Origin of the sequence: Streptomyces sp. NRRL F-5126 (assembly GCF_000721265.1) — a bacterium.
In the GTDB taxonomy this organism is placed as follows: Bacteria; Actinomycetota; Actinomycetes; order Streptomycetales; family Streptomycetaceae; genus Streptomyces.
In genome coordinates this window covers 108,735-133,046 of record NZ_JOFZ01000007.1, presented here as the reverse complement: position 1 = coordinate 133,046, position 24,312 = coordinate 108,735, and the positions used below count along the sequence as shown (strand labels likewise).

The 24,312-nt window shown below is 73.1% G+C and carries 20 protein-coding genes; 9 read left to right on the top strand and 11 right to left on the bottom strand.

Going from position 1 to position 24,312, the window contains the following annotated elements; all coding sequences use genetic code 11:
* Nucleotides 1–53: 53 nt before the first annotated feature.
* From IH48_RS0116820 to IH48_RS0116810, 3 genes are all read right to left on the bottom strand, one after another.
* Nucleotides 54–1,106: an ABC transporter substrate-binding protein gene (locus IH48_RS0116820; protein WP_030904447.1), complete on the bottom strand. Its 1,053-nt coding sequence runs from the start codon at nt 1,104–1,106 to the stop codon at nt 54–56.
* Between the two features lie 71 nt (nt 1,107–1,177).
* Nucleotides 1,178–2,059, bottom strand: a complete 882-nt coding sequence (locus tag IH48_RS0116815; RefSeq protein ID WP_030904445.1) for an ABC transporter permease — start codon at nt 2,057–2,059, stop codon at nt 1,178–1,180.
* Nucleotides 2,049–2,864: an ABC transporter ATP-binding protein gene (locus IH48_RS0116810; protein ID WP_030904443.1), complete on the bottom strand. Its 816-nt coding sequence runs from the start codon at nt 2,862–2,864 to the stop codon at nt 2,049–2,051. The genes IH48_RS0116815 and IH48_RS0116810 overlap by 11 nt, the downstream gene beginning before the upstream one ends.
* A gap of 229 nt (nt 2,865–3,093) precedes the next feature.
* Between IH48_RS0116810 and IH48_RS0116805 the strand changes: the two genes are divergently transcribed.
* The 3 genes from IH48_RS0116805 to IH48_RS0116795 all read left to right on the top strand — a co-directional run bounded on the left by IH48_RS0116805 (nt 3,094) and on the right by IH48_RS0116795 (nt 6,699).
* Complete coding sequence (locus IH48_RS0116805; protein ID WP_051839934.1) at nt 3,094–4,719, top strand: ATP-binding protein; 1,626 nt, start codon at nt 3,094–3,096, stop codon at nt 4,717–4,719.
* Complete coding sequence (locus IH48_RS0116800; RefSeq protein ID WP_030904439.1) at nt 4,716–5,408, top strand: response regulator; 693 nt, start codon at nt 4,716–4,718, stop codon at nt 5,406–5,408. The genes IH48_RS0116805 and IH48_RS0116800 overlap by 4 nt, the downstream gene beginning before the upstream one ends.
* 124 nt (nt 5,409–5,532) lie before the next feature.
* Nucleotides 5,533–6,699 (top strand): alpha-hydroxy-acid oxidizing protein, encoded by a 1,167-nt coding sequence (locus tag IH48_RS0116795; protein ID WP_030904437.1) that lies wholly within the window; start codon nt 5,533–5,535, stop codon nt 6,697–6,699.
* A gap of 642 nt (nt 6,700–7,341) precedes the next feature.
* On the opposite strand, the gene IH48_RS0116785 is transcribed toward IH48_RS0116795, so the two are convergent.
* Both IH48_RS0116785 and IH48_RS0116780 read right to left on the bottom strand, forming a co-directional pair.
* Nucleotides 7,342–8,151: a DUF4232 domain-containing protein gene (locus tag IH48_RS0116785; RefSeq protein WP_234434284.1), complete on the bottom strand. Its 810-nt coding sequence runs from the start codon at nt 8,149–8,151 to the stop codon at nt 7,342–7,344.
* A 117-nt stretch (nt 8,152–8,268) separates the two neighbouring features.
* Nucleotides 8,269–9,690 carry a serine/threonine-protein kinase gene (locus IH48_RS0116780; RefSeq protein WP_030904434.1) on the bottom strand — a complete coding sequence of 474 codons (1,422 nt, stop codon included), beginning with the start codon at nt 9,688–9,690 and terminating at the stop codon, nt 8,269–8,271.
* Between IH48_RS0116780 and IH48_RS0116775 the strand changes: the two genes are divergently transcribed.
* Together IH48_RS0116775 and msrA are read left to right on the top strand one after the other, a co-directional pair.
* Nucleotides 9,689–10,288 carry an RNA polymerase sigma factor gene (locus tag IH48_RS0116775; protein ID WP_078849793.1) on the top strand — a complete coding sequence of 200 codons (600 nt, stop codon included), beginning with the start codon at nt 9,689–9,691 and terminating at the stop codon, nt 10,286–10,288. The two genes, IH48_RS0116780 and IH48_RS0116775, sit on opposite strands and share 2 nt — an antisense overlap.
* Nucleotides 10,289–10,378: 90 nt before the next feature.
* Entirely contained in the window at nt 10,379–10,894 is a 516-nt protein-coding gene (msrA, locus tag IH48_RS0116770; protein ID WP_030904430.1) for a peptide-methionine (S)-S-oxide reductase MsrA, read from the top strand.
* A 75-nt stretch (nt 10,895–10,969) separates the two neighbouring features.
* Here the strand turns inward: msrA and IH48_RS0116765 are convergent, their stop codons facing one another.
* The 4 genes from IH48_RS0116765 to IH48_RS0116750 all read right to left on the bottom strand — a co-directional run bounded on the left by IH48_RS0116765 (nt 10,970) and on the right by IH48_RS0116750 (nt 15,006).
* Nucleotides 10,970–11,818, bottom strand: a complete 849-nt coding sequence (locus tag IH48_RS0116765) for a class II fructose-bisphosphate aldolase (protein ID WP_030904428.1) — start codon at nt 11,816–11,818, stop codon at nt 10,970–10,972.
* Nucleotides 11,819–11,911: 93 nt separating this feature from the next.
* The gene (locus IH48_RS0116760; protein WP_030904426.1) at nt 11,912–12,838 is read right to left on the bottom strand and encodes a DMT family transporter; all 927 of its coding nucleotides are present in this window, start codon (nt 12,836–12,838) and stop codon (nt 11,912–11,914) included.
* A 2-nt stretch (nt 12,839–12,840) separates the two neighbouring features.
* Entirely contained in the window at nt 12,841–13,833 is a 993-nt protein-coding gene (locus IH48_RS0116755; protein WP_030904424.1) for an N-acetylglucosamine kinase, read from the bottom strand.
* Nucleotides 13,834–13,851: 18 nt separating this feature from the next.
* Entirely contained in the window at nt 13,852–15,006 is a 1,155-nt protein-coding gene (locus IH48_RS0116750; RefSeq protein WP_030904422.1) for an SIS domain-containing protein, read from the bottom strand.
* A gap of 214 nt (nt 15,007–15,220) precedes the next feature.
* Between IH48_RS0116750 and IH48_RS0116745 the strand changes: the two genes are divergently transcribed.
* The 4 genes from IH48_RS0116745 to IH48_RS0116730 all read left to right on the top strand — a co-directional run bounded on the left by IH48_RS0116745 (nt 15,221) and on the right by IH48_RS0116730 (nt 21,405).
* Nucleotides 15,221–16,027 carry a GntR family transcriptional regulator gene (locus tag IH48_RS0116745; protein WP_030904420.1) on the top strand — a complete coding sequence of 269 codons (807 nt, stop codon included), beginning with the start codon at nt 15,221–15,223 and terminating at the stop codon, nt 16,025–16,027.
* A 173-nt stretch (nt 16,028–16,200) separates the two neighbouring features.
* Nucleotides 16,201–19,320: a glycoside hydrolase family 2 TIM barrel-domain containing protein gene (locus tag IH48_RS0116740; protein WP_030904419.1), complete on the top strand. Its 3,120-nt coding sequence runs from the start codon at nt 16,201–16,203 to the stop codon at nt 19,318–19,320.
* Nucleotides 19,321–19,405: 85 nt separating this feature from the next.
* On the top strand, nt 19,406–20,005 hold the full coding sequence (locus IH48_RS0116735) for an ArsR/SmtB family transcription factor (protein ID WP_030904418.1): 600 nt from the start codon (nt 19,406–19,408) through the stop codon (nt 20,003–20,005).
* A gap of 74 nt (nt 20,006–20,079) precedes the next feature.
* A complete protein-coding gene (locus tag IH48_RS0116730; RefSeq protein WP_051839932.1) occupies nt 20,080–21,405 on the top strand; it encodes an MFS transporter in 1,326 nt (441 codons plus the stop codon).
* A gap of 35 nt (nt 21,406–21,440) precedes the next feature.
* Here IH48_RS0116730 and IH48_RS0116725 read toward each other — a convergent pair whose 3' ends face one another.
* Complete coding sequence (locus IH48_RS0116725) at nt 21,441–22,427, bottom strand: adenosine deaminase (protein ID WP_030904416.1); 987 nt, start codon at nt 22,425–22,427, stop codon at nt 21,441–21,443.
* A gap of 80 nt (nt 22,428–22,507) precedes the next feature.
* The gene (locus IH48_RS0116720) at nt 22,508–24,259 is read right to left on the bottom strand and encodes a hypothetical protein (RefSeq protein ID WP_324604311.1); all 1,752 of its coding nucleotides are present in this window, start codon (nt 24,257–24,259) and stop codon (nt 22,508–22,510) included.
* Nucleotides 24,260–24,312 lie beyond the last annotated feature (53 nt).

The window sequence follows — 24,312 nt, the reverse complement described above, 5'->3', positions numbered from 1 at the left end:
ACCGGGCCCGGCGGTGCCGCGTGGCGCCGCCGGGCCCGGTCGACTCTTCCCGCCTACTTCACGAACTCGTCGGTGTACGTCTTCTTCAGGTCGACGTCGTAGTTCTGCAGGTTCGGGTCGAAGGTGGACAGGACGCGCTTGACGGTGGCGGGCCCGTCGGACGGCATGACGCCGTCCTTGGTGAACATCGGCAGCGTGTTCTTGATGGCCTGCGCGTACAGGGCGGAGCCGCCGCCCTGCTGGTAGTCGGACGGCATCTTCGCGGCGATCTGCTCAGGGGTGTGCGAGTCCATCCAGTGCAGGGTCTTGACGAACGCCTTGGACAGCTTGCGCACGGTGTCCTTGTGCGCGTTGACCCAGGAGGTCTGCATGTAGAGGCTGGACGACGGGTAGAGGCCGCCGAGCGCGGCACGCGAGCCGTCCGGGGTGCGCATGTCGACGAGGACGGAGCCCGCCTTCTTGGCCAGCATGGTGGAGACCGTCGGCTCGGTGGTCATCCCGCCCTGGATGGAGCCCTGCTGGAGTGCGGAGATGAAGGTCTGCCCGGCGCCCACCGCCACGGGGGTGAACTGGCTCGTCTTCACGCCGTTGTGTACCGCGAGGTACTTGGTGAGGAAGTCGGTGGACGACCCCAGGCCCGTCACTCCCAGTTTCTTGCCCTTGAAGTCCTTGGGTCCCTTGAGGGACGCGGCGGCCTTCGTCGAGACGACCTCCACCTCGCCGGGCGCCTGGGCGAACTGGACGACGGACTCGACCTGCTTGCCCTTCGCCTGGAGGTCGAGGGTGTGGTCGTAGAAGCCGACCGTGCCCTGGACGTCGCCCGAGACGAGGGCCGTCTCGGCCTGGACGCCGGCCGACTCCGTCAGCAACTGGACATTCACGCCTTCGTCCTTGAAGTAGCCGAGTTGCTGGGTGAGCATCGCGGGCAGGTAGATGACCTTGTCGAGGCCGCCGACCATGATCTTGACCTTGCCGTCCTTCGAGCCGCCGTCGCCCGACGAGCCGTGCGAGTTGCCGCAGGCGCTGAGGGCGGAGAGGGCGAGCACACCGGTGAGGGCGACGGCGGCCTTGGCGGCACGGTGGGTGGGGCGGAGGGAACTGCGCATGAAAGTCACGTCCTTGTGGAATGGCGCGCGGAAAGCGGGGACGGGCGGGGAAGGTGCGGCGGGGCGAGGCGTCAGCGCCCGTCACCGCTGTCGGTGGGCTTCCACCGGAACAGGCGCCGTTCGAGGAAGGTCAGCACCCCTTCCGCCAGCAGGGCGACGACCGCGAGGATCACCATGGCCGCGTACACGCCGGCGGCGTTGAAACTGCCCTGTGACGCCGAGACCAGCAGGCCGAGGCCCTTGGTGGCGCCGATGTACTCGCCGACGATCGCGCCGATGAGGGCGAAGCCGAAGCTGACGTGCAGGCTGGTGAAGATCCACGAGGTCGCTGAGGGTATGACGACCTGGTAGGTGATCTGGCGGTTGCTCGCGCCGAGGATCCTGGCCCCGTCGACGAGCCGCCTGTCCACCTCGCGCGCTCCCTGGAACGCGTTGAAGAAGACGGGGAAGAACACCAGGACGACCGCGGAGGCCACCTTGGACGCGGGGCCGAGGCCGAACCAGATCAGGAAGATCGGCGCGAGCACGATGCGCGGCAGCGCGTTCAGCACCTTGATGTACGGGCCGAGCACGTCGGCGAGGAAGCGTACCCGGCCGAGCGCGATGCCGAGGATCACACCGGCGAACACACCGAGGACCCAGCCGAGCAGCGCCTCGTACAGCGTTGCCCAGACCTGGACCCACAGGGGCCCCTGGGCGGTGCCGTTCGATGCCCAGGTCCAGATCTGGTGCCAGATCTTCGACGGCATGGAGAAGTTGAAGGGGTCGATGATCCCGGCGCGTGAGAACCACTCCCACAGGCCGAGCACCCCGACGAGCACCAGCACCCTGGCGCCCTGGACCAGGTAGTTGCGGCGGCGCGCGGCGCGCTGCCTGCTGAGCGTGCGCTGCCGGCCTGCCGCGGCCGGGGCCTTGTCGAGGACGGCTCCCGCCCCCGCCGTGTCAGGCCGCATGTCCCGCTCCCCTCTCCCTCGTGATGCGGACCTCTTCGCCGAGCGACGACCAGATCTCCCGGTAGATGTCGGTGAACTCCGTCTGCAACCGCACCTGTTCGACCTTGCGGGGCCGCGGCAGGTCGATCTCGAAGACCTCCTTGACGGTGGCGGGCCCCGCCGTCATGACGACGACCTTGTCGGCGAGTGCGATGGACTCCTCCAGGTCGTGGGTGACGAACACGACGGACGCGCCCGTGCCCGACCACAGGTCGAGGAGCTCGTCCGACATCAGCGCCCTGGTCTGCACGTCGAGTGCGGAGAACGGCTCGTCCATCAGCAGGATCTTCGGGTCGTTGACGAAGGTCGCGGCGAGTGAGACGCGCTTGCGCTGCCCGCCGGAGAGCTGGTGCGGGTAGCGGTCCTCGAAGGCTTCGAGGCCGACCCTGGTGAGCCACTGCCTGGCGCGCTCCCTCGCCTCCTGCTTGGGCACGCCACGGAAGCGGGGCCCGGCCATCACATTCGACAGGACCGTGCGCCAAGGGAAGACGGCGTCCTGCTGGAAGACGAACCCGACGTCCTCCGCGATGCCGCTGACCGGCTCCCCGCCCACCAGGACGTCGCCCTCCGTGGGTTCCTCGAGGCCGCTGACGAGGGTCAGCGTGGTCGACTTCCCGCATCCGGTCGGACCGACGACGGCGACGAACTCGCCCCTGTCGACGGTCATATCCAGGTCTCGTACGGCGGTGTGCGGTGCCCCTGAGGGCGTCCTGAACACCTTGCTCGCCCCCCGCAGCTCGATGGCGGGGCTCGTCCGACTGTTCATGACCGGTGAAGCTAGGCGCGCCGGGGGCTTGCCGGGAGCCTTGTTCCCACAACCGGCGTTCTGCGCGCAACGCGGCGTTCTGCTCGTTCTGCTCACCGCTCGCGGGGGAAAAACACCGCTGGGGCTGGGCAGCACGCCCGTCCACGGTCTACGGTGCGGCGACGCGGGTGCCGGGAGGGCCGCCGCGGCGGCGACAGCGCCGATGAGCAGCAAGAACGGAGGGGATCGCATGCGGATCCGCTGGCCCCGCCGGGTCTTCGCGCAGGTGCTGCTCGTGCAGGTGGCCACCACCGCGGGGGTGCTGATGCTGGTGACGGGCCTGTTCATGGCGCCGCTCGGCTCTCAGCTCGACCACGAGTCCATGCGGCAGGCGCTGGCCATCGCGCAGACCACTGCGGCGGAGCCGGGGCTCCCGCGCGAGCTGGCGTCCACGAACCCGAGCCCGTCGGGTCCCATCCAGGCTGAGGCCGACCGGATCAGGCGGTCGACCGGCGCGCTGTACATCGTCGTGATGAACCGGCGGGGGGTGCGCTGGTCGCACACCGACACGGCGCGCATCGGCCAGCACGTGTCGACGGACCCGAGCCGTGCGCTGTCGGGGAAGGACGTGATGGACATCGATCGCGGCACCCTCGGCCTCTCCGCCCGCGGCAAGGTTCCGGTGCGGGACTCGGCGGGGCGTGTCGTCGGCGCGGTGTCCGTCGGCATCGCGTACGACAGCGTCCGGGCGCGGCTGATGTCCACCATGCGCGGCCTGCTGCTGTACGCGGGCGCGGCGCTCGCGGCCGGTTCGCTCGTCGCCTACGGGATGTCCCGGCGGCTCCAGCGGCGCACGCACGGCCTGGCGTTCGCGGACATCTCGGCGCTCCTCGACGAGCGCGAGGCCATGCTGCACGGCATACGGGAGGGGGTCGTGGCGCTGGACGCCTGCGGCCGCGTCCGGCTGGTCAACGACGAGGCGCAGCGCCTGCTCGGCCTCGGCCCGGACGCGGCGGGGCAGTCCCTCGACGCACTGCTGCCGCCCGGACGTACCACGGACGTGCTGACGGGCCGGGTCGCCGGCGCCGACCTGCTGACGGTGAGCGGCGGCCGGGTGCTGGTCGCCAACCGGATGCCGACGGACGACGGTGGCGCGGTGGCGACCCTGCGCGACCGCACCGAGCTGGAGCTGCTGGGGCGCGAGCTGGACAGTACGCACGGTCTGCTCGACGCGCTGCGGGCCCAGGACCACGAGCACGCGAACCGGCTGCACACGCTGCTCGGGCTGCTGGAGCTCGGGCTGTACGAGGAGGCAGCGCAGTTCGTCGCCGAGGTGTCGCAGGAGCACCGGGCGTCGGCCGAGCAGGTCGCGGAGCGGGTGCACGATCCGCTGCTCGCGGCGCTGCTGGTCGGCAAGTCCGCGATCGCGGCCGAGCGCGGCGCCGCCCTGCGCATCTCCCCCGCCACGCTGCTCCAGGAGCGCGTGGTGGACCCCCGTGACCTGGTGACGGTGCTGGGCAACCTGATCGACAACGCACTCGACGTGGCGCGGACCGTCGGTGTGGAGCTGCGCGCCGAGGGCACCACGGCGGTGGTGCGGGTGAGCGACGACGGCCCCGGCGTTCCCCCTGAGCAGCGCGAGCTGATCTTCGCCGAGGGCTGGACCACGAAGCGCTCCCCCGCCCACCGTGGCCGCGGCCTCGGCCTCGCGCTGGTGCGCAGGCTCGCCGAGCGGTACGGCGGCAAGGCCAGGGTGACGGCGCGGGCCGGCGGGGGCGCCGTGTTCACCGTCGTCCTGCCCGAGGCACTCGCACCGGCGGCGGACGGCGCGCGGCAGGAGGCCGTTGGCGGGGTACGGGAGGGGGCCGCGCGGTGATCGAGGTACTGGTCGTGGACGACGACTTCAGAGTGGCGGAGATCAACGCGGCCTACGTGGGGCGGGTGCCCGGCTTCCGGGTCGCCGCCCGCGCGCACACGGCGGCGCAGGCGCTGGCCACCCTGGAGCAGCACCGCATCGATCTGGTCCTGCTCGACCACTACCTGCCCGACGAGCCGGGCCTCGCGCTGATCCGCCGGATGCGCCAGGCGGGCCACCACGCCGACGTGATCATGGTGACGGCGGCGCGCGACGTGGCGACGGTGCGCTCCGCGATGCGGCACGGCGCCCTGCAGTACCTGGTCAAACCGTTCAGCTTCACCGGGCTGCGCGCGAAGCTGGAGGGATACGCGGCGCTGCGCCGGACGGTCAACGCGGTGGGCGGGCGCGGGGAGGCCGGCCAGGAGCAGGTGGACCGCATCTTCGGCGCGCTGCGCCCCGCGGGGGAACCGGCGCGGACGCTGCCGAAGGGCCACTCCGCGCCGACCGCCGACCTGGTGCGCCGGGTGCTCGGCGAGGCGTCGGCGCCGCTGTCCGCCCACGAGGTCGCGGAGCGCGCGGGCGTCAGCCGCTCGACGGCGCAGCGCTACCTGAAGGTGCTGGAAAGGGCCGGCCGGGTCGCGCTGACCCTCAAATACGGCGACACGGGCCGCCCCGAGCACCGCTACAGCTGGGCGGTGCGCGGCTGAGCGCCCCGGCCCTTGCCTCGCGCCGGACCCGGGCGACGCGCGACGGCGACCGCGGCGCATGCTGGTCCTCCGCGCGGGGCGGCTCACGCGCCGCGGGTGACAGGGGAAGGCGGGCGGACAGCAAATGGCGCAGTCGTACGGCTCCTACCAGGAGGAGATCTACCTGCGGGCGCTCGGCGGGGTGCTTCCGCAGTTCCCGATGGAGCACGGGGAGCTGGAGGAGCGGGCGCGCGCAGCGCTCCCCCCGTCCGTGTGGTCGTACGTGGCGGGAGGCGCGGGCGACGAGCGGACGCAGCGCGCCAACGTGAGCGCCTTCGGCCGGTGGGGGCTCATGCCCCGCATGTTCGTCGGGGCGAAGGAGCGCGACCTGTCGGTCGAGCTGTTCGGCATGCGGCTGCCTTCGCCGCTGCTCATGGCGCCGATCGGGGTGATCGGTCTCTGCGCACAGGACGGCCACGGCGATCTGGCGACAGCGCGGGCCGCCGCACGCACGGGCGTGCCGATGATCGCCTCGACGCTCTCCGCCGACCCGATGGAGGACGTGGCGGCCGCCCTCGGGGACACGCCGGGGTTCTTCCAGCTCTACACGCCGACCGACCGGGATCTCGCGGCGCACTTCGTGCAGCGGGCGGAACGTGCGGGCTTCCGCGGCATCGTCGTCACCCTGGACACCTGGGTGACGGGGTGGCGCCCGCGCGACCTGTCCACCGGGAACTTCCCGCAGCTGCGCGGGCACTGCCTGGCCAACTACTTCGGCGACCCGGTGTTCCGTGCGGGGCTCGAACACTCGCCGGAGGAGGATCCGGGCGCCGCGGTCCTGCGCTGGACCCAGGTCTTCGGCGCCCCGCTGACCTGGGACGACCTGCCGTGGCTCCGTTCGCTCACGGACCTGCCGCTGATCGTGAAGGGGCTGGGCCACCCGGAGGACGTGCGGCGCGCACGGGACGGCGGCGTGGACGGCGTGTACTGCTCCAACCACGGCGGCCGGCAGGCCGACGGCGGGCTGCCCGCGCTCGACACCCTGCCGGGCGTGGTGGAGGCGGCCGACGGGCTGCCGGTCCTGTTCGACTCCGGGGTGCGCAGCGGCGCCGATGCCGTGAAGGCACTCGCACTCGGCGCGAGCGCCGTCGGGATCGGCAGGCCGTACGCGTACGGCCTGGCGCTCGGCGGCACGGACGGAGCCGTGCACGTCCTGCGCACGCTCCTCGCGGAGGCCGACCTGATCATGGCCGTCGACGGCTATCCGACCCTGGCGGACCTGGTCCCGGAGGCGCTGCGCCGCGTGGCGTGAGCCACGCGGCAGGGCGCCGCGGCGGCTCCGCCGCGGGCAGGGCCCGCCGGGGCAGCCGGCATCCCGGGCGTGTGCGGCAGTCGCCCGGGGCCGATCGCCGGGGTGGGCCGGGCGCGCCTGCCTGCTGCTGCCCGCGCCGGCCCGGGGCGCGCCCCGGGCCCCGGGCCTCGGGCTGCCGATGTTCACGGCGGCACCCCGCTGCAGGCGGCGCAGGCAGGCACGCCCCGGGCGCCCCGGCACGGAACGGCGCGGCTGTCCGCCGCACACGCCCTGGGGCGTCCGGGCTCAGCAGCCGCGCCGCCTCGGCCGGCCGGCCCTGGGATGCGGGGCCCTGGCCTGAAGGCGGGACTCGCCGCCGCGAGCGTGCGACGGCCGCACCGGCCTGGCACAGGCAGGCGCGTCCGGACGCCCGGGGCGGCGGGAACACGCATCGGCACGCCTCGGGCGCCCGGTGCCGGGCGCCCGCCGCACACGCGCCCAGGCCCGAACGGGCCGAGGCGCGGGCCACGCGGTCGCCGGCCTTCCGGGCCCTGCCCGAAGCCCGGAGGGGCCGCGCGTCCGCCGCGGCAGCCACGCCGGCAGATCGGGGCCGTCCGCGGTCGTACGGCCGCGGACGGCCCCGGGTCCGGCCGCGGCCGGTGGTCAGCCGGCCGAGCCGGGGCCGTTGCCGGGCTGGAACGGGCCGACGTGCGCCGCGGCGGCGCTGTTCGGCTTCTTGGTGACGGGGCCGCCCTTCCACGCCACCTTCAGGTACGCCTTCTCGTCGGGCGGGGTGATCTCGACGGCCTTCGGGGTGGCCGTCGCGCTGCCCACCATGCCCGGGTTCGGGAAGCTGAGGGCGGCCCAGGCACTGTGCCCGGGCGCGAGGTGGACGACCGACTTCGTGCCGCCCTCGCGCTGCGGGTCGGCCGCGACCGGGTTGCCCGATCCGTCGACGAACGCGAACCCCGGGTAGCCGTAGACCGTGCAGGTACTGCCCGACGTGTTGGTCAGTACCAGCGCGTAGTTCTCCTGGCCCGCGCCCGGGTCGTTCGAACCCACCGACGCCTTGAGCTCCGAGGTGTGGCAGCGCGTGCTGCTCGCACCGGTGGTGCTGCCGCTCGACCTGCCGCCGGACGCCTTGGTCTTCTGCGGGGACGTCGCCTTCGAGGTGTCCTGGCCGCCGGTGGACGATGTACCGCTGCCCGGCGTGTCCTGCGCCGACGCGCTCGCGTCGCCGCCGCCGGAGTCCGCCGGGCTCGCGCCGTCCGTCGCCGGGCCTGCCGTGCCGCTGACGTTCTGCGGGGTCGCCGGGGAGCCGCCGCCGCAGCCCGCCAGCGCGATGCCCGAGGCCGCCACCAGCGCAAGCGTGCTCGCCGCGAGGCGGGTGCGTGAGGCACGCCCGCCCCGTACCGCCGCCGCGTGCCCGTGGATACGGTTCTTCGCCATGCCGTGCCACCCCGTCTCTTCCATGTCTCGGTCTGTCCTGCACAAGGTTCGATGGCGGGCCCGGCGGAAAAGTTCACGGTGATTTCCACGAGCCCCGGCCACCCCCTGCCGGGTGCCCCGGCGGCGGGCGCCGTACCCGTGTCAAGCCGTGACGTGGAGGCTGCGCAGGATGCGGTCGGTCGTGGCCGTGCCGCCGGTGTCCGAACCGTATCGGACCTGCACGTACGCCTCGGGCGGCTGCCCGTTCGCCGGTGCGAGCGCGACCTCGTCGAGCGAGTTGCCCGACGCGCCGCAGGAGCGCCAGGTGCGCACGGTGCCGTGCCAGGAGGCGTCGGAGAAAGCTCGGCTGCCCGCATAGGTGCACGTGGCGTGGTGGGCGGCGGCCGCCTTGGCCGCGAGGTCCTTCGCCGCCCCCGCGTAGGCGCCGACGAAGACTCCGCTGACGCCGCTGCCCAGGTCGGGCCAGTCGTGCACGTCCTCGGCCACCGTGAGCCCGGGCTCGTGGCCGCCCTTCAGGCCGAGGTCGGCGGGCGACCAGCCCGAGTCGACGACCTGGCTCGCCCACGCCCGCGGCACCTCGACGCTGACCTGCCCGGTCTTGTCGGCGACGCGCTCGGTACGCGGTTCGCCGCCCTGACGCAGCAGGGCCGCGGCGGCCGAACCGCCGCCGAGCGCCACGACGAGGGCGGCCACGCTGAGGATGACCGTGCGGCGGCGCACCCTGACGGCGGGGCGTCCGCGGACGCGGCCCCCGGCAGCCTGGGCGGCCAGCCGGTCGAGTTCGTCGGCGAAGGCCCCGGCGGTCGGCCAGCGGCGTTCGCGGTCCGTCTCCATGGCGCGCAGGACGGCGCGCTGCACCGCCTTCGGCACGCCGTCGCGCACCTTGGCAGGCGGCAGGACCTTGCCTGGCGGGCCCGGCACGATGCCCGTGACCAGGTGGTAGAGGACCGCGCCGAGGCTGTAGACGTCGGCGCGGGCGTCGATGCCGTCGAACGGCTCGGCCTGCTCGGGCGCCATGTATCCGGCGGAGCCCGCCACGACCGTGAGCCCGGACGCCTGGGCGAGGTTCTTGGCGAGGCCGAGGTCGGCGAGCAGGACACGCTCCTGTCCCTCGCCGCCCGCCCCCTCGCCGCCGCTTGCGAGCAGCACGTTCGACGGCTTGATGTCGCGGTGCACGATGCCCGCCTCGTGCAGGTCGCCGGCGCCCCGCGCGGCGCTGGCGGCGAGGGAGAGCGACTCGGCGAGGCCGGGGACACCGGCGCTGAGCCGGTCCTCCAGCGTGCCCCGGTCCGCGTACTCCATGACGAAATAGGGGCGCTCGTCGGGCAGCTCCCCGACGTCGAACACCTTCACCACCCCGGAGGACATGCCTTTGCGCAGCAGGCGCGCCTCGGCGAGGAAGCGCTCGCGCACGTCCATCCGGTACGCCCAGTTGTCGGCCATCACCTTGACGGCTACGGAGGCGTCGAGGCGGTCGTCGTGGGCCAGCCACACCACACCGAAGGCGCCGGTGCCAAGGCGTCGTTCGATGCGATAACGGCCGATCAGCTCTGGTGGGGACATGTGGTTATCATGCCCGGGTGATGCAGCGACCCGTGCAAGCGCCGTGACAGACACCCGTGATACCGAGGCCCTCGCGGCCCGCGCCGCCACCGGCGACGAGGAGGCACTCGATCGCCTGCTGCGGGAGATCCGCCCGGAGATCGTCCGGCGCTGCGGCCGGTTCCTGCCGTTCCGGGAGGACGCGGAGGAGGCCGCACAGGACGTGCTGCTCCAGGTGTCGAGGAACATCACGCGCTTCGAGGCGCGCTCCAGGTTCAGCACCTGGCTCTATACGATCGTTACGAACTGCGCGCGGCAGAAGTACCGGGAACTGAAGCGGCGGGCCGCCGAGCGGCCCCTCCTCGACACCGAGGCGGCCGGTCCCGATCCCCGCACGACGAGCGTGATCGCCGGGTCGCGGCTCGACCTGCTCGACGCCCTGGAGAACCTGGAGCGCGACAGCCCGCACCTGGTCGCGCCGCTCGTGTACCGCGACATCTGCGAGATGGAGTACGCGGAGATCGCCGAGCGCACGGGGATTCCGGTCGGCACCGTCAAGTCCCGGCTGCACCACGCGCGCAAGCAGATCAGGCCCTGGCTGCTCGGCGAGCACCGCTAGGGCCGCGCCCGCGGGCATATCCCGCCTCCCGGTACGGTTGTGAACAGGTGCACGGAGAGATCCGGGAACCGACAAGGGAGACGAGCAGAGATGACGCGACCGACCGAGCGCGCAGTCCTCGCGGGAGGCTGCTTCTGGGGCATGCAGGACCTGATCAGGCGCCTGCCCGGGGTGGTCTCGACCCGCGTCGGCTATTCGGGCGGCGACACCCCGAACGCGACCTACCGCAACCACGGCAGCCACGCCGAGGCCATCGAGATCACCTTCGATCCGGAGGAGACCTCCTACCGCGACCTGCTGGAGTTCTTCTTCCAGATCCACGACCCGAGCACCCGCGACCGCCAGGGCAACGACATCGGCAAGAGCTACCGCTCGGCGATCTTCTACACGGGCGAGGAGCAGCGGCGCGTCGCCGAGGACACGATCGCGGACGTCGACGCGTCCGGCCTGTGGCCGGGCAAGGTCGTCACCGAGGTGGAGCCCGTCGGCGACTTCTGGGAGGCGGAGCCGGAGCACCAGGACTACCTGGAGCGCTACCCCGACGGGTACACGTGCCACTTCCCGCGGCCGAACTGGAAGCTCCCGCGCCGGCAGACCGCGGCCTGACCGCCCGCCGGCCGCGGGCGGCAACCACTTTCGTGGCCGGCGCTGAAGGGCGCACGGGTTGCGGCGAGACGGCCGTCACACGTCGAGGACGCCCAGCAGGTCGCGTACCGTCCCGGAGATCGCCTCGCGCGCCGGCGCGAGGTACTTGCGCGGGTCGGTCAGCGCGGCGTCCCCGTCCAGGACGCGGCGCGCCGCCCCCGTGAACGCGATGTTCAGCGCCGTGCCGATGTTGATCTTGCGCATGCCCGAGCGCACCGCCTCGCGCAGCTCCTCGTCCGGGACGCCGGAGGACCCGTGCAGCACGAGCGGCACCGGCACGGCCCCGGCCAGCCGCCTGACGAGGCCGTGGTCGAGCGCCGCGGACCTCTCGGTCATGGCGTGCGAGCTGCCGACGGCCACGGCCAAGGCGTCGACCCCGGTGCGCCGCACGTAGTCGGCGGCCTCCACGGGGTCCGTGCGCACCCCCGCGGCGTGAGCGCTCGCGGGGGCGCCGGGCTTGCCACCGACGTAGCCGAGCTCGGCCTCGATCCACAGGCCCTCGCCGTGCGCCCACCGCGCGGCGGCGGCCGTCGCTTCGACGTTCTCGGTGTACGGCAGGGCCCCGGCGTCGAACATCGCGGAGGAGAACCCGTGCTCGGCGGCCTGGCGCAGCAGGTCCATGTCCGTCACGTGGTCCAGGTGCAGGGCGACGTCGCCGCGCGAGGAGGCGGCGACCGAGCGGGCCGCGGCCGCCAGGGGACCCGGGCGGCCTCCGTGGTAGCGGACGGCGTTCTCGCTGATCTGGAGGATCACCGGTCGGCCGGCCGCCTCGGCGCCCTGCGCGATGCCCTCGGCGTGCTCCAGCGTGATCACGTTGAAGGCCGCGACGCACCCGCTCCCGGCTGCGGCCCGGGACAGGAGCTCTCCGGTGGGGACCAGTGACATGTCGGATTCCTCGTTCGCTGTTCTCGGTCAGGGTTCGGCCGCTTCTGACGAAGCGGCGTCGCGGGCCCGGTTGCGGTCCATGCGTCCTTGCGTTCAGGACGGCACCTTGGCGGCCGGTTCGGGTGCGGCGGCCTCCTCGCCCCGCTTCTCGTCGCTGTAGACCATGAGCGTCGACCCTGCCAGGGCGAGCACGATGCCGATGCCCGCCCATATCGTGGGCAGCGTCTGGTAAACGATCAGCGAGAGGATGATCGTGAGCACCGGCGCGAGCGCGTTGGTCAGCGGCGCGACGACGGCCGCCTTGCCGCGGCTGAGCGCCATGACGAGGAAGAGGGCGCCCACCGCGTTGAGCACCTGCGTCCCGGCGGTGAGCGCGGGGGCCTGCCAGGGCGCGCCCGAGGGGAAGGACCCCATCATGAAATAGGCGACCGGGATCAGCAGGAGCCCGCTGATCGTCATCCAGCCGAACGTGGTCGCGTCGTTGACGCCCACCACGGCTGCCTTGCGCATGAAGAACGCCTGCGCTCCCCACGCCACGCAGACGACCGCGGCGAGCACCATCCACGGCCCCGACGAGGAGCCGCCGCCGCCACCGCCGGGGATGCTGAGCAGCAGGATCGCGACGAGCGCCGCGACGACGCCCACGACGGCGAGCCGGTTGATCCGCTCGCGCAGCAGCGCCACGGCCATCAGGACCGTGATCACCGGGGAGAGCGAGACGACCGGGAAGATCAGGTAGGCCGGCCCGTCGGACAGGGCCTGGAAGAGCACCAGTTGGCCGCCGGCGCCGGTGAGTCCGGCGAGCAGGCCGTACAGTGCGGCCACCGGGCGCCGGTCGAAGCGCTCCCGCCGCAGCGCCGCGGCGGCGGGCAGGATCATGGTCAGGGACCAGATGATGTAGACCATCTCGTTCGGATAGCCGTACAGGTCCGTGGGCTTGCTGGAGAAGGCCCCCCACACGCCCCAGAACAGGACCAGGAGGCCGGCGGGGAGCATCCAGCCGCGGTTGAGTGACTTCATCGTTACTCCAGGGGACGGGAGACCTCGGTCGAGCGCAACGCGTCGAGCGCGGTCGGGTCGAGCGGTGTGCCCGCCAGCCGGGCCGCGTGGAGTGCGGCTCCGATCACGGGCTCGAAGAGAGGGGTTCGCAGGTCGTAGCCGCCTTCACGGCCGCGCAGGTCACGGGCGAAGGTGTCCAGCACGGTGGCGGAGCCGAAGACGCCGCCTGAGTAGGAGACCGGTACCGTCTCGCCCCGTTCGAAGCCGAGGCCGCGACGCGCGCTGTCGACCAGGAGCGCGAGCTCGTGGCCCGCGTCCGTGAGGATCGCCGCGGCGTGCTCGTCGCCCAGGCCCGCCGCCTCGGCGACCCGGGGGCTCAGGGCGGCGATCTCGCCGCGCCGGCCGCCCCAGCGGTTGTGCACGACGTCCACCAGGTCGAGGTCGCCGGCGAGTTCGAGGTGCCGGCGCAGTACGCCGGCGAGCGGGCCCTCGGGAAGCCGGCCGTCGCTCATGCGGGAGAAGACGTTCAGGGCGCGCACCGCGATCCAGTACGCGGAGCCCTCGTCGCCGAAGAACTCGCCCCAGCCGCCGGTGCGCACGCCCTTTCCGGCGCGCTCGCCGTACGTCATCGAGCCGGTGCCGCTGATGACGTTGATGCCGTCGGCCGCGCCGAGTGACCCGGCCCAGCCGCACACCATGTCGTTGTCGCAGGCGTACCTGTCGTGCCCGAGCACCTCGCGCGGGGCCGCGTCCAGGGCGGGGACGTCCCCGGCGGCCTCCCCGTACCCGGGCAGGCCGAAGAACGCGTGGGCGATCCCCGCGGGCCGGATCCCCGCGTCGGCGCAGACGGCGGTGACGCCTTCGGCCAGTACGCGCGCGACGTGCGCGACGCCGTCGCCGGCGTTGTCCGAGAAGTAGTAGGCGCCGGCGCCGAGCGCCCTCGCCCGCACCGACCCTGACGAGTCGACGAGGCAGAAGGCGGTTTTGGTGCCCCCACCGTCCACACCCAGGAACATCGTGTTTCCTCCTGCCTGTCAGTTGCCGGTGTACGGGTGCACGGTCACGCCACGGACCACCCGGTTGACCTCGCCCGACGGGAACGGGTTGTCGGGCCGCACGCCGCGTGCCAGCGAGGCGCCGAGTGCGACGAGCTGGGCGCAGACCACCGCGGGCAGGGCGAACGCGGCGTCTTCCGTGCCGGCGGGCACGGGGACGAGCCAGACGCCGTCCTCGGGCAGCCCGTCCTGGCGTGCGGAGACCGCGACGACGGCGCCCGCGGGCAGGGCCGCGCGCAGTTCGGCGACGATGTCCAGGTCGTACTGGCGCGTGTACGCGTCCTCGGACACGAACACGATCACGGCGGTGCGGCCGTCGAGGATGGCCTTCGGACCGTGCCGGAAGCCGAGCGTGGAGTCCGCGTGGGCGACGACCCTGCCGCCCGTCAGTTCGAGCAGCTTGAGCGCGGATTCGCCCGCGAGGCCGCGCAGGGGGCCGCTGCCGAGGTAGACGAGCCGTTCGGGCTCGCGGGCGAGCAGCTGCCCGACGGGCGCGTCGAGCTCTCCCGTCGTGATGCGCTCGGCCGCGTCCGCGAGGGCGCCGACGGCGGATCCGGCGGACGAGGGGCCGAGGGCGAGGAGCGCGGCCAGCAGCATGCACGTGAAGCTTGAGGTCATCGCGAAGCCCTGGTCGTTGGACGCGGCGGGCATCAGCAGCACGTGGGACGCGCGCTGACCGCCGTGCGCGCGGGCGAGCGCTCCCTCGGCGTTGCAGGTGATCACCAGGTGGTGCGTCCGCGACAGGCAGCTGTCCGCGAGGGCGGTGGCGGCCGTGGACTCGGGGCTGTCGCCCGACCTGGCGAAGGAGACGAGGAGGGTGGGCACGTCCTCGGCGAAGCAGCCGCGCGGGTCGGCGACGATGTCGGTGGTGTGCACGGCGTCGACACGCCGGCCGAGGTGGCGGGCGAGTGCCGTGCGCAGCACGTCGCCCGCGAAGCCGGACGTGCCGGCCCCGGTCAGGACGACCCTGAGGTCCTGGGCGGCGAGCACGGGCGCCAGGAAGGCGTCGAGTGCCGCGCGCTGCCCGGCGACGATACGGCCCACCTCCCGCCACAGGGCGGGCTGCTGCGCGATCTCGGCGACCGTGTGCTCGGCTCCGGCGCCCTTCGGCGGGGTGAGGACGGGGGTGTTCACGGGGGCTCCTTTGTCGTCGTCCGCGAGCGGTGCGCGCGTCGGGACGGTAGGTGCGGGTCGCGACTGAAGGGTCGTGCGCCTCGCCGGCGCCCGGTCGGACATCGCCCCGCGCTGCTGCAATTTGTTCGGGAATGGGCCGATCGCCCGAACCCGATCGGAACCCTACTGGTCTGGAAACTGGACGTCAATGGCCTCTTTCTGGTATGAAACTGGTATGCCTACCGCGCACGAGAGCCACCTTCCCCGCGGACTGCTGAGCGACGACGCGCTCCCGCTGTACCTGCGGATCGCCGCACGACTCGCCGACGACATCGCCGCAGGCGGCGCACGCGACGGCGACCGCCTCCCCTCCGAGCGCGCACTGGCCGCCCGCTACGACGTCTCCCGGGTCACGATGCGCTCCGCGCTCGGCGAACTGGCCGCCCGCGGCATGATCGAGTCGTCGGCCGCCCGCGGCTGGTTCCTCGCGGCGGCGGGCGCGACGGGGGCGACGGACAGCCAGGCCCCGAGCGCCTTCGCGTCGGACCCCGCTCAGGGCCACACGGTCCGCGGTTTCGCGGACTACGCCCGCGAGCACCACCTGCCCACCCACGCCAAGGTCCTTTACTCGAAGGTCAGGCCCGCCACCGTCCAGGAGGCCGAGAGGCTGCGCGTCGGCCCGGGCGCCGCCCTGTTCGAGATGCGCAGGCTGCGCTACCTGGACGGCCTGGTCGTGGTCGTCGAGCACAACCGGCTGCCGCTCGCGCTGTGCCCCCTGCTCAGCGAGACCGACTTCACGACCGATTCGCTCTTCGCCACGCTCCGGCGCGCCACACCGCCCCAACTGCCCAGAGTGGCCGCGTATTCGGTGGAGGCACGGCAGCCCGACGGCGAGGAGCGAGAACTGCTGGAGATCGACGACGGCACACCGGTACTCGTCGCGACACAGCTCGCCTTCAACCAGGACTCCCGCCCCCTGGAGCTCACCGTGGCGACCTATCGGGGCGACCGGTACCGCTTCCAGGGGTCCATCACGGACTGACGGAACGGCACAACGGAACGGCACAGCGGAACGCCGCACGCCACTTGACGACCGCGTGACCCGGACTGCGAGAATTCGTTCGCTCACGAAACTTTTCGTTTGGTCCTGGTCGTTTCTGTTGCGCCGGCGGGGGCGGCCCCGTGCCCGCCCTCCGGCACGAAGTGGAGGATCGCGTGGCTGTCAATCGGAGATCGTTCCTGGTCGCGGGGGCGGCGGGCCCGCTCGCGGGCATGGCACTCGCGGGCGGCGCCCCGGCGGCCGAGGCCGCGCCGGCCTCTCGTGCGCCCGCCGGGCGCACCATCGAACTGACCGACGGCTGGCGGTTCGCGCTCGTCAACCCGGCCGCCGCGACGGACCCCACCGGCGCCTATGCCGACGCGGCGCGGCCGGACTTCGACGACTCCGGGTGGCGCGCGGTCCGCGTGCCGCACGACTGGTCGATCGAGCTCACGCCCACCGAGGAGGACGGCACCACGTCGGGCACGGGCTTCTTGCCGGGCGGCCTCGGCTGGTATCGCATCGCCTTCACGCTGCCGCACGGGCTCGCGGGCAAGCGCGTCTCGGTCGAGTTCGACGGCGTCTACATGGACTCGTACGTGTACTGCAACGGGACGCTGGTCGGCAACCACCCCTACGGGTACACGGGGTTCGCCTTCGACCTCACCGGGCACCTGCACACCGACTCCACGACACCGAACGTCATCGCCGTCAAGGTGCAGAACCAGCTGCCGAGTTCACGCTGGTACTCGGGCAGCGGCATCTACCGGCACGCGCGGCTCGTGGTGACGGACCCCGTGCACGTGGACCGCTGGGGCACCGTCGTCACCACGCCGGGCCTCGACGCGGCGTCGGCCGCCGGCCGGGCCGTCGTGCGGGCGCGCACCGACGTCGTCGACGCCACCGGTGGCGGCACGCACGTCACCGTCGTCTCCACCGTCCGCGACCCGCGGGGCCGCGTGGTGGCGCGGACGGAGTCGGCGCTGACCACCGGGTCGTCGACGACGAGTGCCACGCACGAGATGACCGTGTGGCGCCCCGAGCTGTGGTCGTGCGACACGCCCCGGCTGTACCGGCTCGACACCGAGCTGCGCGCCGGCGGGAAGACGGTGGACTCCTACCGGACGACGTTCGGCTTCCGGTACACCGCCATCGATCCGGAGCGCGGGCTGACGCTCAACGGCGAGCCCATGAAACTCCAGGGCGTCGACCTCCACCACGACCAGGGCGCCCTGGGCAGCGCCATCAACGAGGACGCGCTGCTGCGCCAGATGACCCTGATGAAGTCGATGGGCGTCAACGCCTTCAGGACCTCGCACAACCCGCCGCCGCCGGAGATGATCGCCGTCTGCGAGCGGCTCGGCATCCTGATGATGGTCGAGGCGTTCGACTGCTGGCACACCGGCAAGAACCGCTACGACTACGGTCGCTTCTTCGACGAGTGGAGCGACCGCGACATCGCCGAGATGGTCAGAGCGGCCCGCAACTCCCCCGCCGTGCTGATGTGGTCCATCGGCAACGAGATACCCGACTCGACCAGCGAGGCCGGCCTCGGCATGGCGCAGCGGCTGATCGACGGGGTGCGCGCGCACGACGCCACCCGCCCGGTCGTGATCGGCTCCGACAAGTACCGCTCGCTGCCGGCGGCCGGTTCGCCCGCGGACCGGATGCTGGCCAAGCTCGACGGCCTCGGGCTCAACTACAACACCGCTGCCTCGGTGGACGCCCTGCACGCGCGCTACCCGCATCTCTTCCTGTTCGAGTCGGAGTCCTCGTCCGAGACGTCGACGCGCGGCGCCTACCAGGCGCCCGAACACCTCAACACCGGGGAGAACCACAGCCCGGGCAGGCGCGAGACGTCCTCGTACGACAACAACCTGGCGTCCTGGACGATCAGCGGCGAGTACTCGCTCAAGAAGGACCGCGACCGGCAATTCTTCGTGGGGCAGTTCCTGTGGGCCGGCATGGACTACATCGGCGAGCCGACGCCCTACGACGTGTTCCCGGTGAAGACCTCGTTCTTCGGCGCGGTCGACACGGCCGGCTTCCCCAAGGACGCCTACCACCTCTTCCGCAGCCAGTGGACCGACGAGCCCATGGTGCACCTGGTCCCGATGGACTGGACGAGCCACCGCCGCGGCGAGACCGTCGAGGTGTGGGCGTACGCGAACGTCGACACGGTGGAGCTGCTGCTGAACGGCGAGTCGCTCGGCGTGCGGCGCTTCGACCGCAAGAGGACGGCGGACGGGCGGGCCTATCTGGAGACGACCGAGCCGACCGGCGACGACAAGACCGTCACCTCGGGCCCCTATCCGGGCAGTTACACGAGCCCGACGGGCAGCGCCGGCAAGCTCCACCTGACCTGGCGCGTGCCGTTCGCGCCCGGGGAGCTGCGGGCGGTGGCTCGGCGCGGCCACCGGCAGGTGGCGACGGACGTGCTGCGCACGGCCGGCGCGCCGCACGCCGTGCGCCTGTCGACGGACCGGCGGGAGGTCGACGCGGACGGCAGGTCGCTGGTCTACGTGACGGCCGACGTGGTCGACGCACACGGGGTGCTCGTGCCGTACGCGCAGAACGTGCTGTCGTTCGGCGTCACCGGCGGGCGATTGGCCGGCGTGGACAGCGGGAGGCAGGAGAGCGCCGAGCGCTACCAGGCGTCGACGAGGACTGCCTTCCACGGGAAGGCGCTCGCCGTGGTGCAGGCCGGTACGAAGCCCGGAGTGCTCACGGTCAGGGCCGAGTCCCGGGACTTGCGGGGCGACACGGCGTCGGTGCGCGTCGCGAAGGCCGAGGTGCTCACCCGCACGCCGCCGCCGGCGATGCGCCCCGATCCCGGGCAGGGCGAGCCCGGCTACCCGCTCGCGGACGCGAGCTACTCGGGCTCGCCCGGCACTCTGCCGGCCGCGATGCTCGACGGCGACCCGTCGACGGGCTGGTCGAACGCGTTCACCAAGAGCGCCACCGCGCTGCTGCCCGCCTTCAGCGGCGCGCGCGCCGGGGACTGGGTGTCGCTGGCCTGGCGGGAGCCGCGTACGGTCGCGACGGTGTCGGTGGCGTTCACCGTGGACGACAGGCACTCGCTGCCCGCGTCGGTGGCGGTGTCGTACTGGGACGGCGAGCGTTACGTGCCGGCGCGCCACGCCCACGTCGCCTGGCCGAAGGCCACGGGCGACGCGACGGTCGTCTCGTTCGACCGCCTCACCACGGCGCGGCTGCGGCTGGAGATGAGGAGCGCGGCGCCAGGGACGGCCGCGGGCGCCCAGCGGATCACCGCGCTTGAGGTCTCGGACGCCTGAGCCCGGCCGGTGATAGCCCGACCGCAAACAGTTCTTCGCAAAGACTTCTTTGCGAAGAACTGTTTGCGGTCGCTAGGCTGCCGCCATGACCGAGACCGGCGACGAGACCGTTGTCCTCGACGCGCGCGGGCTGCGCGCGCTCGCGCACCCCGTACGGGTGCGGCTGATCGGCCTGCTGCGCAAGCACGGGCCGTCCACCGCGACGCGCCTGGCTGAGCGGCTCGGCGTCAACTCGGGTACGGCGAGCTACCACCTGCGCCGGCTCGCAGCCGCCGGGTTCGTGGCCGAGGACACCGGCCGGGGCAACGCGCGCGAACGCTGGTGGCGCTCGGTGCACCGGCTGACGCGGTACGACGGCGGGGAGCTGACGGAGCGCGAGCCCGAGGCCGCGCTCGCCTTCCTGGGTTCCGTGGCCGCCACTTACACGCTGCGCGTCCAGCAGGCGCTCGACGAGATGGCCACAGCGCCGCGCCCGTGGCGTGACGCGTTCGAGATGAGCGACCGGCTGCTGCGGCTGACCCCGAAGGAGGCGGCAGAACTCGGCGAGGAGCTGCGGGCCGTCGTCGAGCGCTACCGGCAGGACACGCCGGAAGCCGCGGAAGGCGCCCCTGCCGGGGCGTCGCGCGTCTCGGTGATCACGTACGTCCTGCCGGAGCCGGACGACGCCGGCGGGGGGACGGCGTGAGACGCCGGGCCGCGAGGTCCGGCGCGGGGAGCGCGCCCGGCGGCATACCCGGGCCGGCAGGCGGCTTCGGGCGCATGCGCCCGCTGATCGGCGTGCTCACGGCGACGCTGGTGTCGCTCACCGGCACCCGTGTCTCGGCCATCGCGCTTCCGTGGTTCGTGCTGGCGACCACCGGCAGCGCCACCAGGACCGGCCTGGTCGCCTTCTGCGAGATGGCGCCTTATGTCCTGGTCAAGGCGTTGACGGGTCCGCTCGTCGACCGGGTGGGGCCACGTGTCGTCTCGTGGACGACGGATCTTGTCAGCGCGGCCGCGGCAGCAGTGATCCCGCTCCTGCACGCCCGCGGCCTGCTCACCTTCCCGCTGCTGCTGTGCCTGGTCGCGCTGATCGGGTCGGTACGCGGCCCCGGCGACCTGGCCAAGGAGATCATGGTGCCGGAGGCGGCGGACCGCGCCCGGGTTCCGCTGGAGCGGGCCACCGGCCTCGCGGGGGTCACCGAGCGCCTCGCGTCCACCGTGGGCCCCGCGGTCGGCGGCTCAGTGGTGGCTCTGCTCGGGCCCATGACCGCTCTCGCCGCCAACGCGGGGTGTTTCGCGCTCGGCTCGCTCATCGTCGCCGCCGCCCTGCCGCGCTCCATGGGCCGGGCCGTCCAGGAAGCTCCACGAGACATCGCCGACGATGACACCGTCGGCGCGGACGCGCCGCCGGCCGGCTACTGGCGCCGGTTCGGCGAGGGATTCGCGTTCCTGCGGGGCGAGCCGCTGCTGTTGACGATCATCGTGATGGTCGGCGTCACGAACCTGCTGGACGCCGGGTTCTCGACGGTGCTGATCCCCGTGTGGGCGAAGGACACCGGTGGCGGCCCCGCCGCGATCGGGCTGACCGGCACGGTCATGAGCTGCGCGGCGATCGGGGGCAGCCTGATCGCGGCCGCGCTCGCGCCCCGGATGCGCCGCAGGCCGGTGTTCTTCGCCGGCTTCCTGCTCGCCGGGGCGCCGCGGTTCCTCGTACTCGCCTCGGGCGCGCCGCTGTGGGCGGTGCTCTCGGTGTTCGCGGTCGGCGGTTTCGGCGCCGGGTTCCTCAACCCGATACTGGGCGCGCTCTCGTTCGAGCGGGTACCGCGCAGGCTGCTCGGCCGCGTCAGCGCGCTCGGCAACGCGACCGCCTGGGTGGGCGTGCCGCTCGGCGGCCTGGTGGCGGGGGCCGCGGTCGCGTCGTTCGGTCTCGTCCCGGTGCTGCTGGCGGGCGGCACCGCCTACTTCCTCACCACGAACCTCGCGGGGCTGCGGCCGGAGTGGCGCCAGATGGACCGGCTGCGCGGACGGGCGGCACCGGGCCGGGCGCGGGCCGGTGACGTCGCCGGGGAGGCGGGCGTGGCGGAGGACGACCTGGCGGTGTGAGCGCGCGGCCCGGCGCGCCGGGCGTCGGCGGCCGTTCAGAACGTGTACGCGTCGACCTCGGCGAGGTACGCCTTGCGCAGGTCCTCGTCGTCGAGGAACGCCGCGAGGAAGGAGTTGCGCGCCAGTTCGCGCAGCTGGTCGTCGCTGAGGCCGAGCTCCTCACGCACGGCATGGAAGTTGTCGTCCGCGTAGCCGCCGAAGTACGCCGGATCGTCGGAGTTGACCGTGGCCATGAGGCCGGCCTCCAGCATGGCGCGCAGGGGGTGGTCCGCCAGGACGTCGACGGTGCGCAGCCGCACGTTCGACAGCGGGCAGAGCGTGAGCGGCACCCGGTCGCGCACGAGTCGTGCCACGAGGTCCGGGTCCTCGACGCAGCGCAGCCCGTGGTCCACCCGCTCCACGCCGAGGACGTCGAGAGCCTGGGTGATGTAGGCGGGCGGGCCCTCCTCGCCCGCGTGTGCGACGCGTCGCAGACCGAGCTTCGCGGCCTCCTCGTACACCTCGCGGAACTTCGACGGCGGGTGGCCGACCTCGGCGGAGTCGAGGCCGACGCCGGTGATGCGGTCCAGGTGGGGTCGCGCGGCGTCCAGCGTGGCGGCGGCCGACTCGGCGGACTCGTCGCGCAGGAAGCACATGATCAGGCAAGTCGAGATGCCGTGGCGTTCGGGGGCACGCTCCAGCGCCCTGGCGAGCCCGCCCACGACGGTCGCCATCTCCACGCCCCTGGCGAGGTGCGCCTGCGGGTCGAAGAAGACCTCCGCGTGGCGGACGCCCTGCGCGGCGGCGCGCGTCAGGTAGGCCTCGGCGAGATCGGCGAAGTCGTCCTCCGTGCGCAGGACGGCCATCAGTTCGTAGTACAGGTCGAGGAAGGACTGCAGGTCGCTGAAGCGGTACTTGTGGCGCAACTCCTCCGCGTCGGCGTACGGCAGTGCGATGCCGTTGCGCGCGGCGAGGGCGAAGGCGAGCTCCGGCTCCAGAGTGCCTTCGATGTGGAGATGGAGTTCGGCCTTGGGGAGGGGCACGGCTCTGCCGGTTCTGTAGGGGGCGTGGGACGGTCGATTCTAGACCCCGCGCAGGTCAGCATGGGTTCCGGGGGCGGCGGTCACGCAGGTGGTGACGGGAAGGGCGCGGTGGTGATCGTCATCGGGTCGGCCGTGACGGCGATCAGGTGGAGGGGCGCGTGCGGTCCCCGGGGCACCGGCCTGAACCCGCCGTGCGGGCTCAGCTCGTACGTGGCGGACGCGTGGGGTGCCAGCGAGGCGGGCCCGGCCGTGACGGTCCACCAGCGGGAGGCGCCCTGGCCCGTGCGGCTCGCGAAATGGGGCGTGAGTGTTTCGCCGGTCCTGTTCACCACGTGCACCGTCGCGGCGGTGATGCCGTGGCGCGGCGTGTCGGTGAGTCGCGCCGTGACGCCCATGGACAGCGGTGGCGGGCTCGCGGCGGCCACACCCGCGCACAGCAGGGACGGCGCCACGACACCCGCGGCGAGCACCGCCTTCACCCCGCGCCGGCTGCGGCGGGTGAGCGCGGGCCGCCATGCCGCTGAGTGCGACGAGGCCGGGACGGTGGCGGCCGCTGCCAGCCAGAGCGGCGTCATCAGCAGGAAGTAGCCGTCCTGCGAGCGGGTCGCCAGGTAGAAGGGCAGCCAGGGAAGAACGGTGAGCGCGGGGCCGAGCCGCCGGGGGAAGAGGAAGAGCGCGCCGAGGAGGCCTGCGAGCAGCAGCAGCGCCGCGTAGGAGTAGAAGTCCAGCCGGCTGCTGCCGGCGCTGAAGTAGTACGAGATACCCATGAGCCCCTGGCCGTGCAGGATGGCGCCCTGGGTGATCGGCAGGAGCGTGCCGTCGAGCCAGTCGCGCGGGCTCCGGGCGATGAAGTAGGCGTTGATCGACAGCCAGACCAGGCCCGCGGTGCCGGCGTAGCGGGCCGTGACCGCGAGTGCGGCACGGCCGCCGAGTTCGCCGCGGCGCACGGCGTACACGCCGATGATGAGGAACGGCGCGAGGAACCAGGCCAGTTGCTGGGCCGCGCACGCCGCGCCGAGGCAGCAGGCGCGCAGCATCCCGCGGCGCCCGAGCCGTCCCCCCGCGCCGGTCTCCGGCCAGCGCACCACCACCGGGACGAGCAGGGCGAGCGCGACGACCGCCGGGTAGCCGAGCCGCGCGTACCCGGGCAGCATGCCGAAGCCGAGGCAGACGGCGGTCGCCGCAGAGCGCCAGGCGGGGGGCACCGTCCACCACAGCGCGACAGTGCCCGCGATGAGCGCACCCGTGGTGACGAGCGTCGCGGCGGCCGTGGAGTGCACAACGGCGTGGACCGGGGCGGCGAGAAGTGCGGTGAGCGGCGGATAGCCGTACGTGTAGTCGCCGCCTCCGGCCATGGTCTTGGTGACGCCGACGCGCGGTGTGCCGAACAGCCAGGGCCAGGGCTGCCCGTAGACGGGGCGGCCGCTCAGGATCTCGTGGGCCGCCTGTGCGGTGAGGACCCCCTCGTCGCTGCCGGCGTGGTCCAGCCAGTAGCGGCACACCACCAGCGCGATACCGATCGCGAGGACGCCCAGGTCGACGGCTGCGAGCGCGCGCCTGCCGCGGACGGACAGGGCGAGCACGCCGCAGACGAGGATGCCCGCGTAACCGGCGGAGATGACGGCGGCGACGGGCGGGTCGCTCGCCATCGCGTGCGTCCACGCGGAGCGGGTTCCGATGAACAGGCTGATGGTGGCGAGCAGCGTGAAGCCGCGGTGCCACTGTGCCGGAACCTCCGGGGCGGGGCGGGCGCGGCGCCCCGCCCCGGGCACCGCGCCGGGCGCACGGATCGCCTGCTGGTCCGTACGGCCGGCGAGCACGATGTCGTCCACGGCGCATTCCTTCCTGGAGCGAGCGGCCGATGACTCCTACTACATCATGTAGA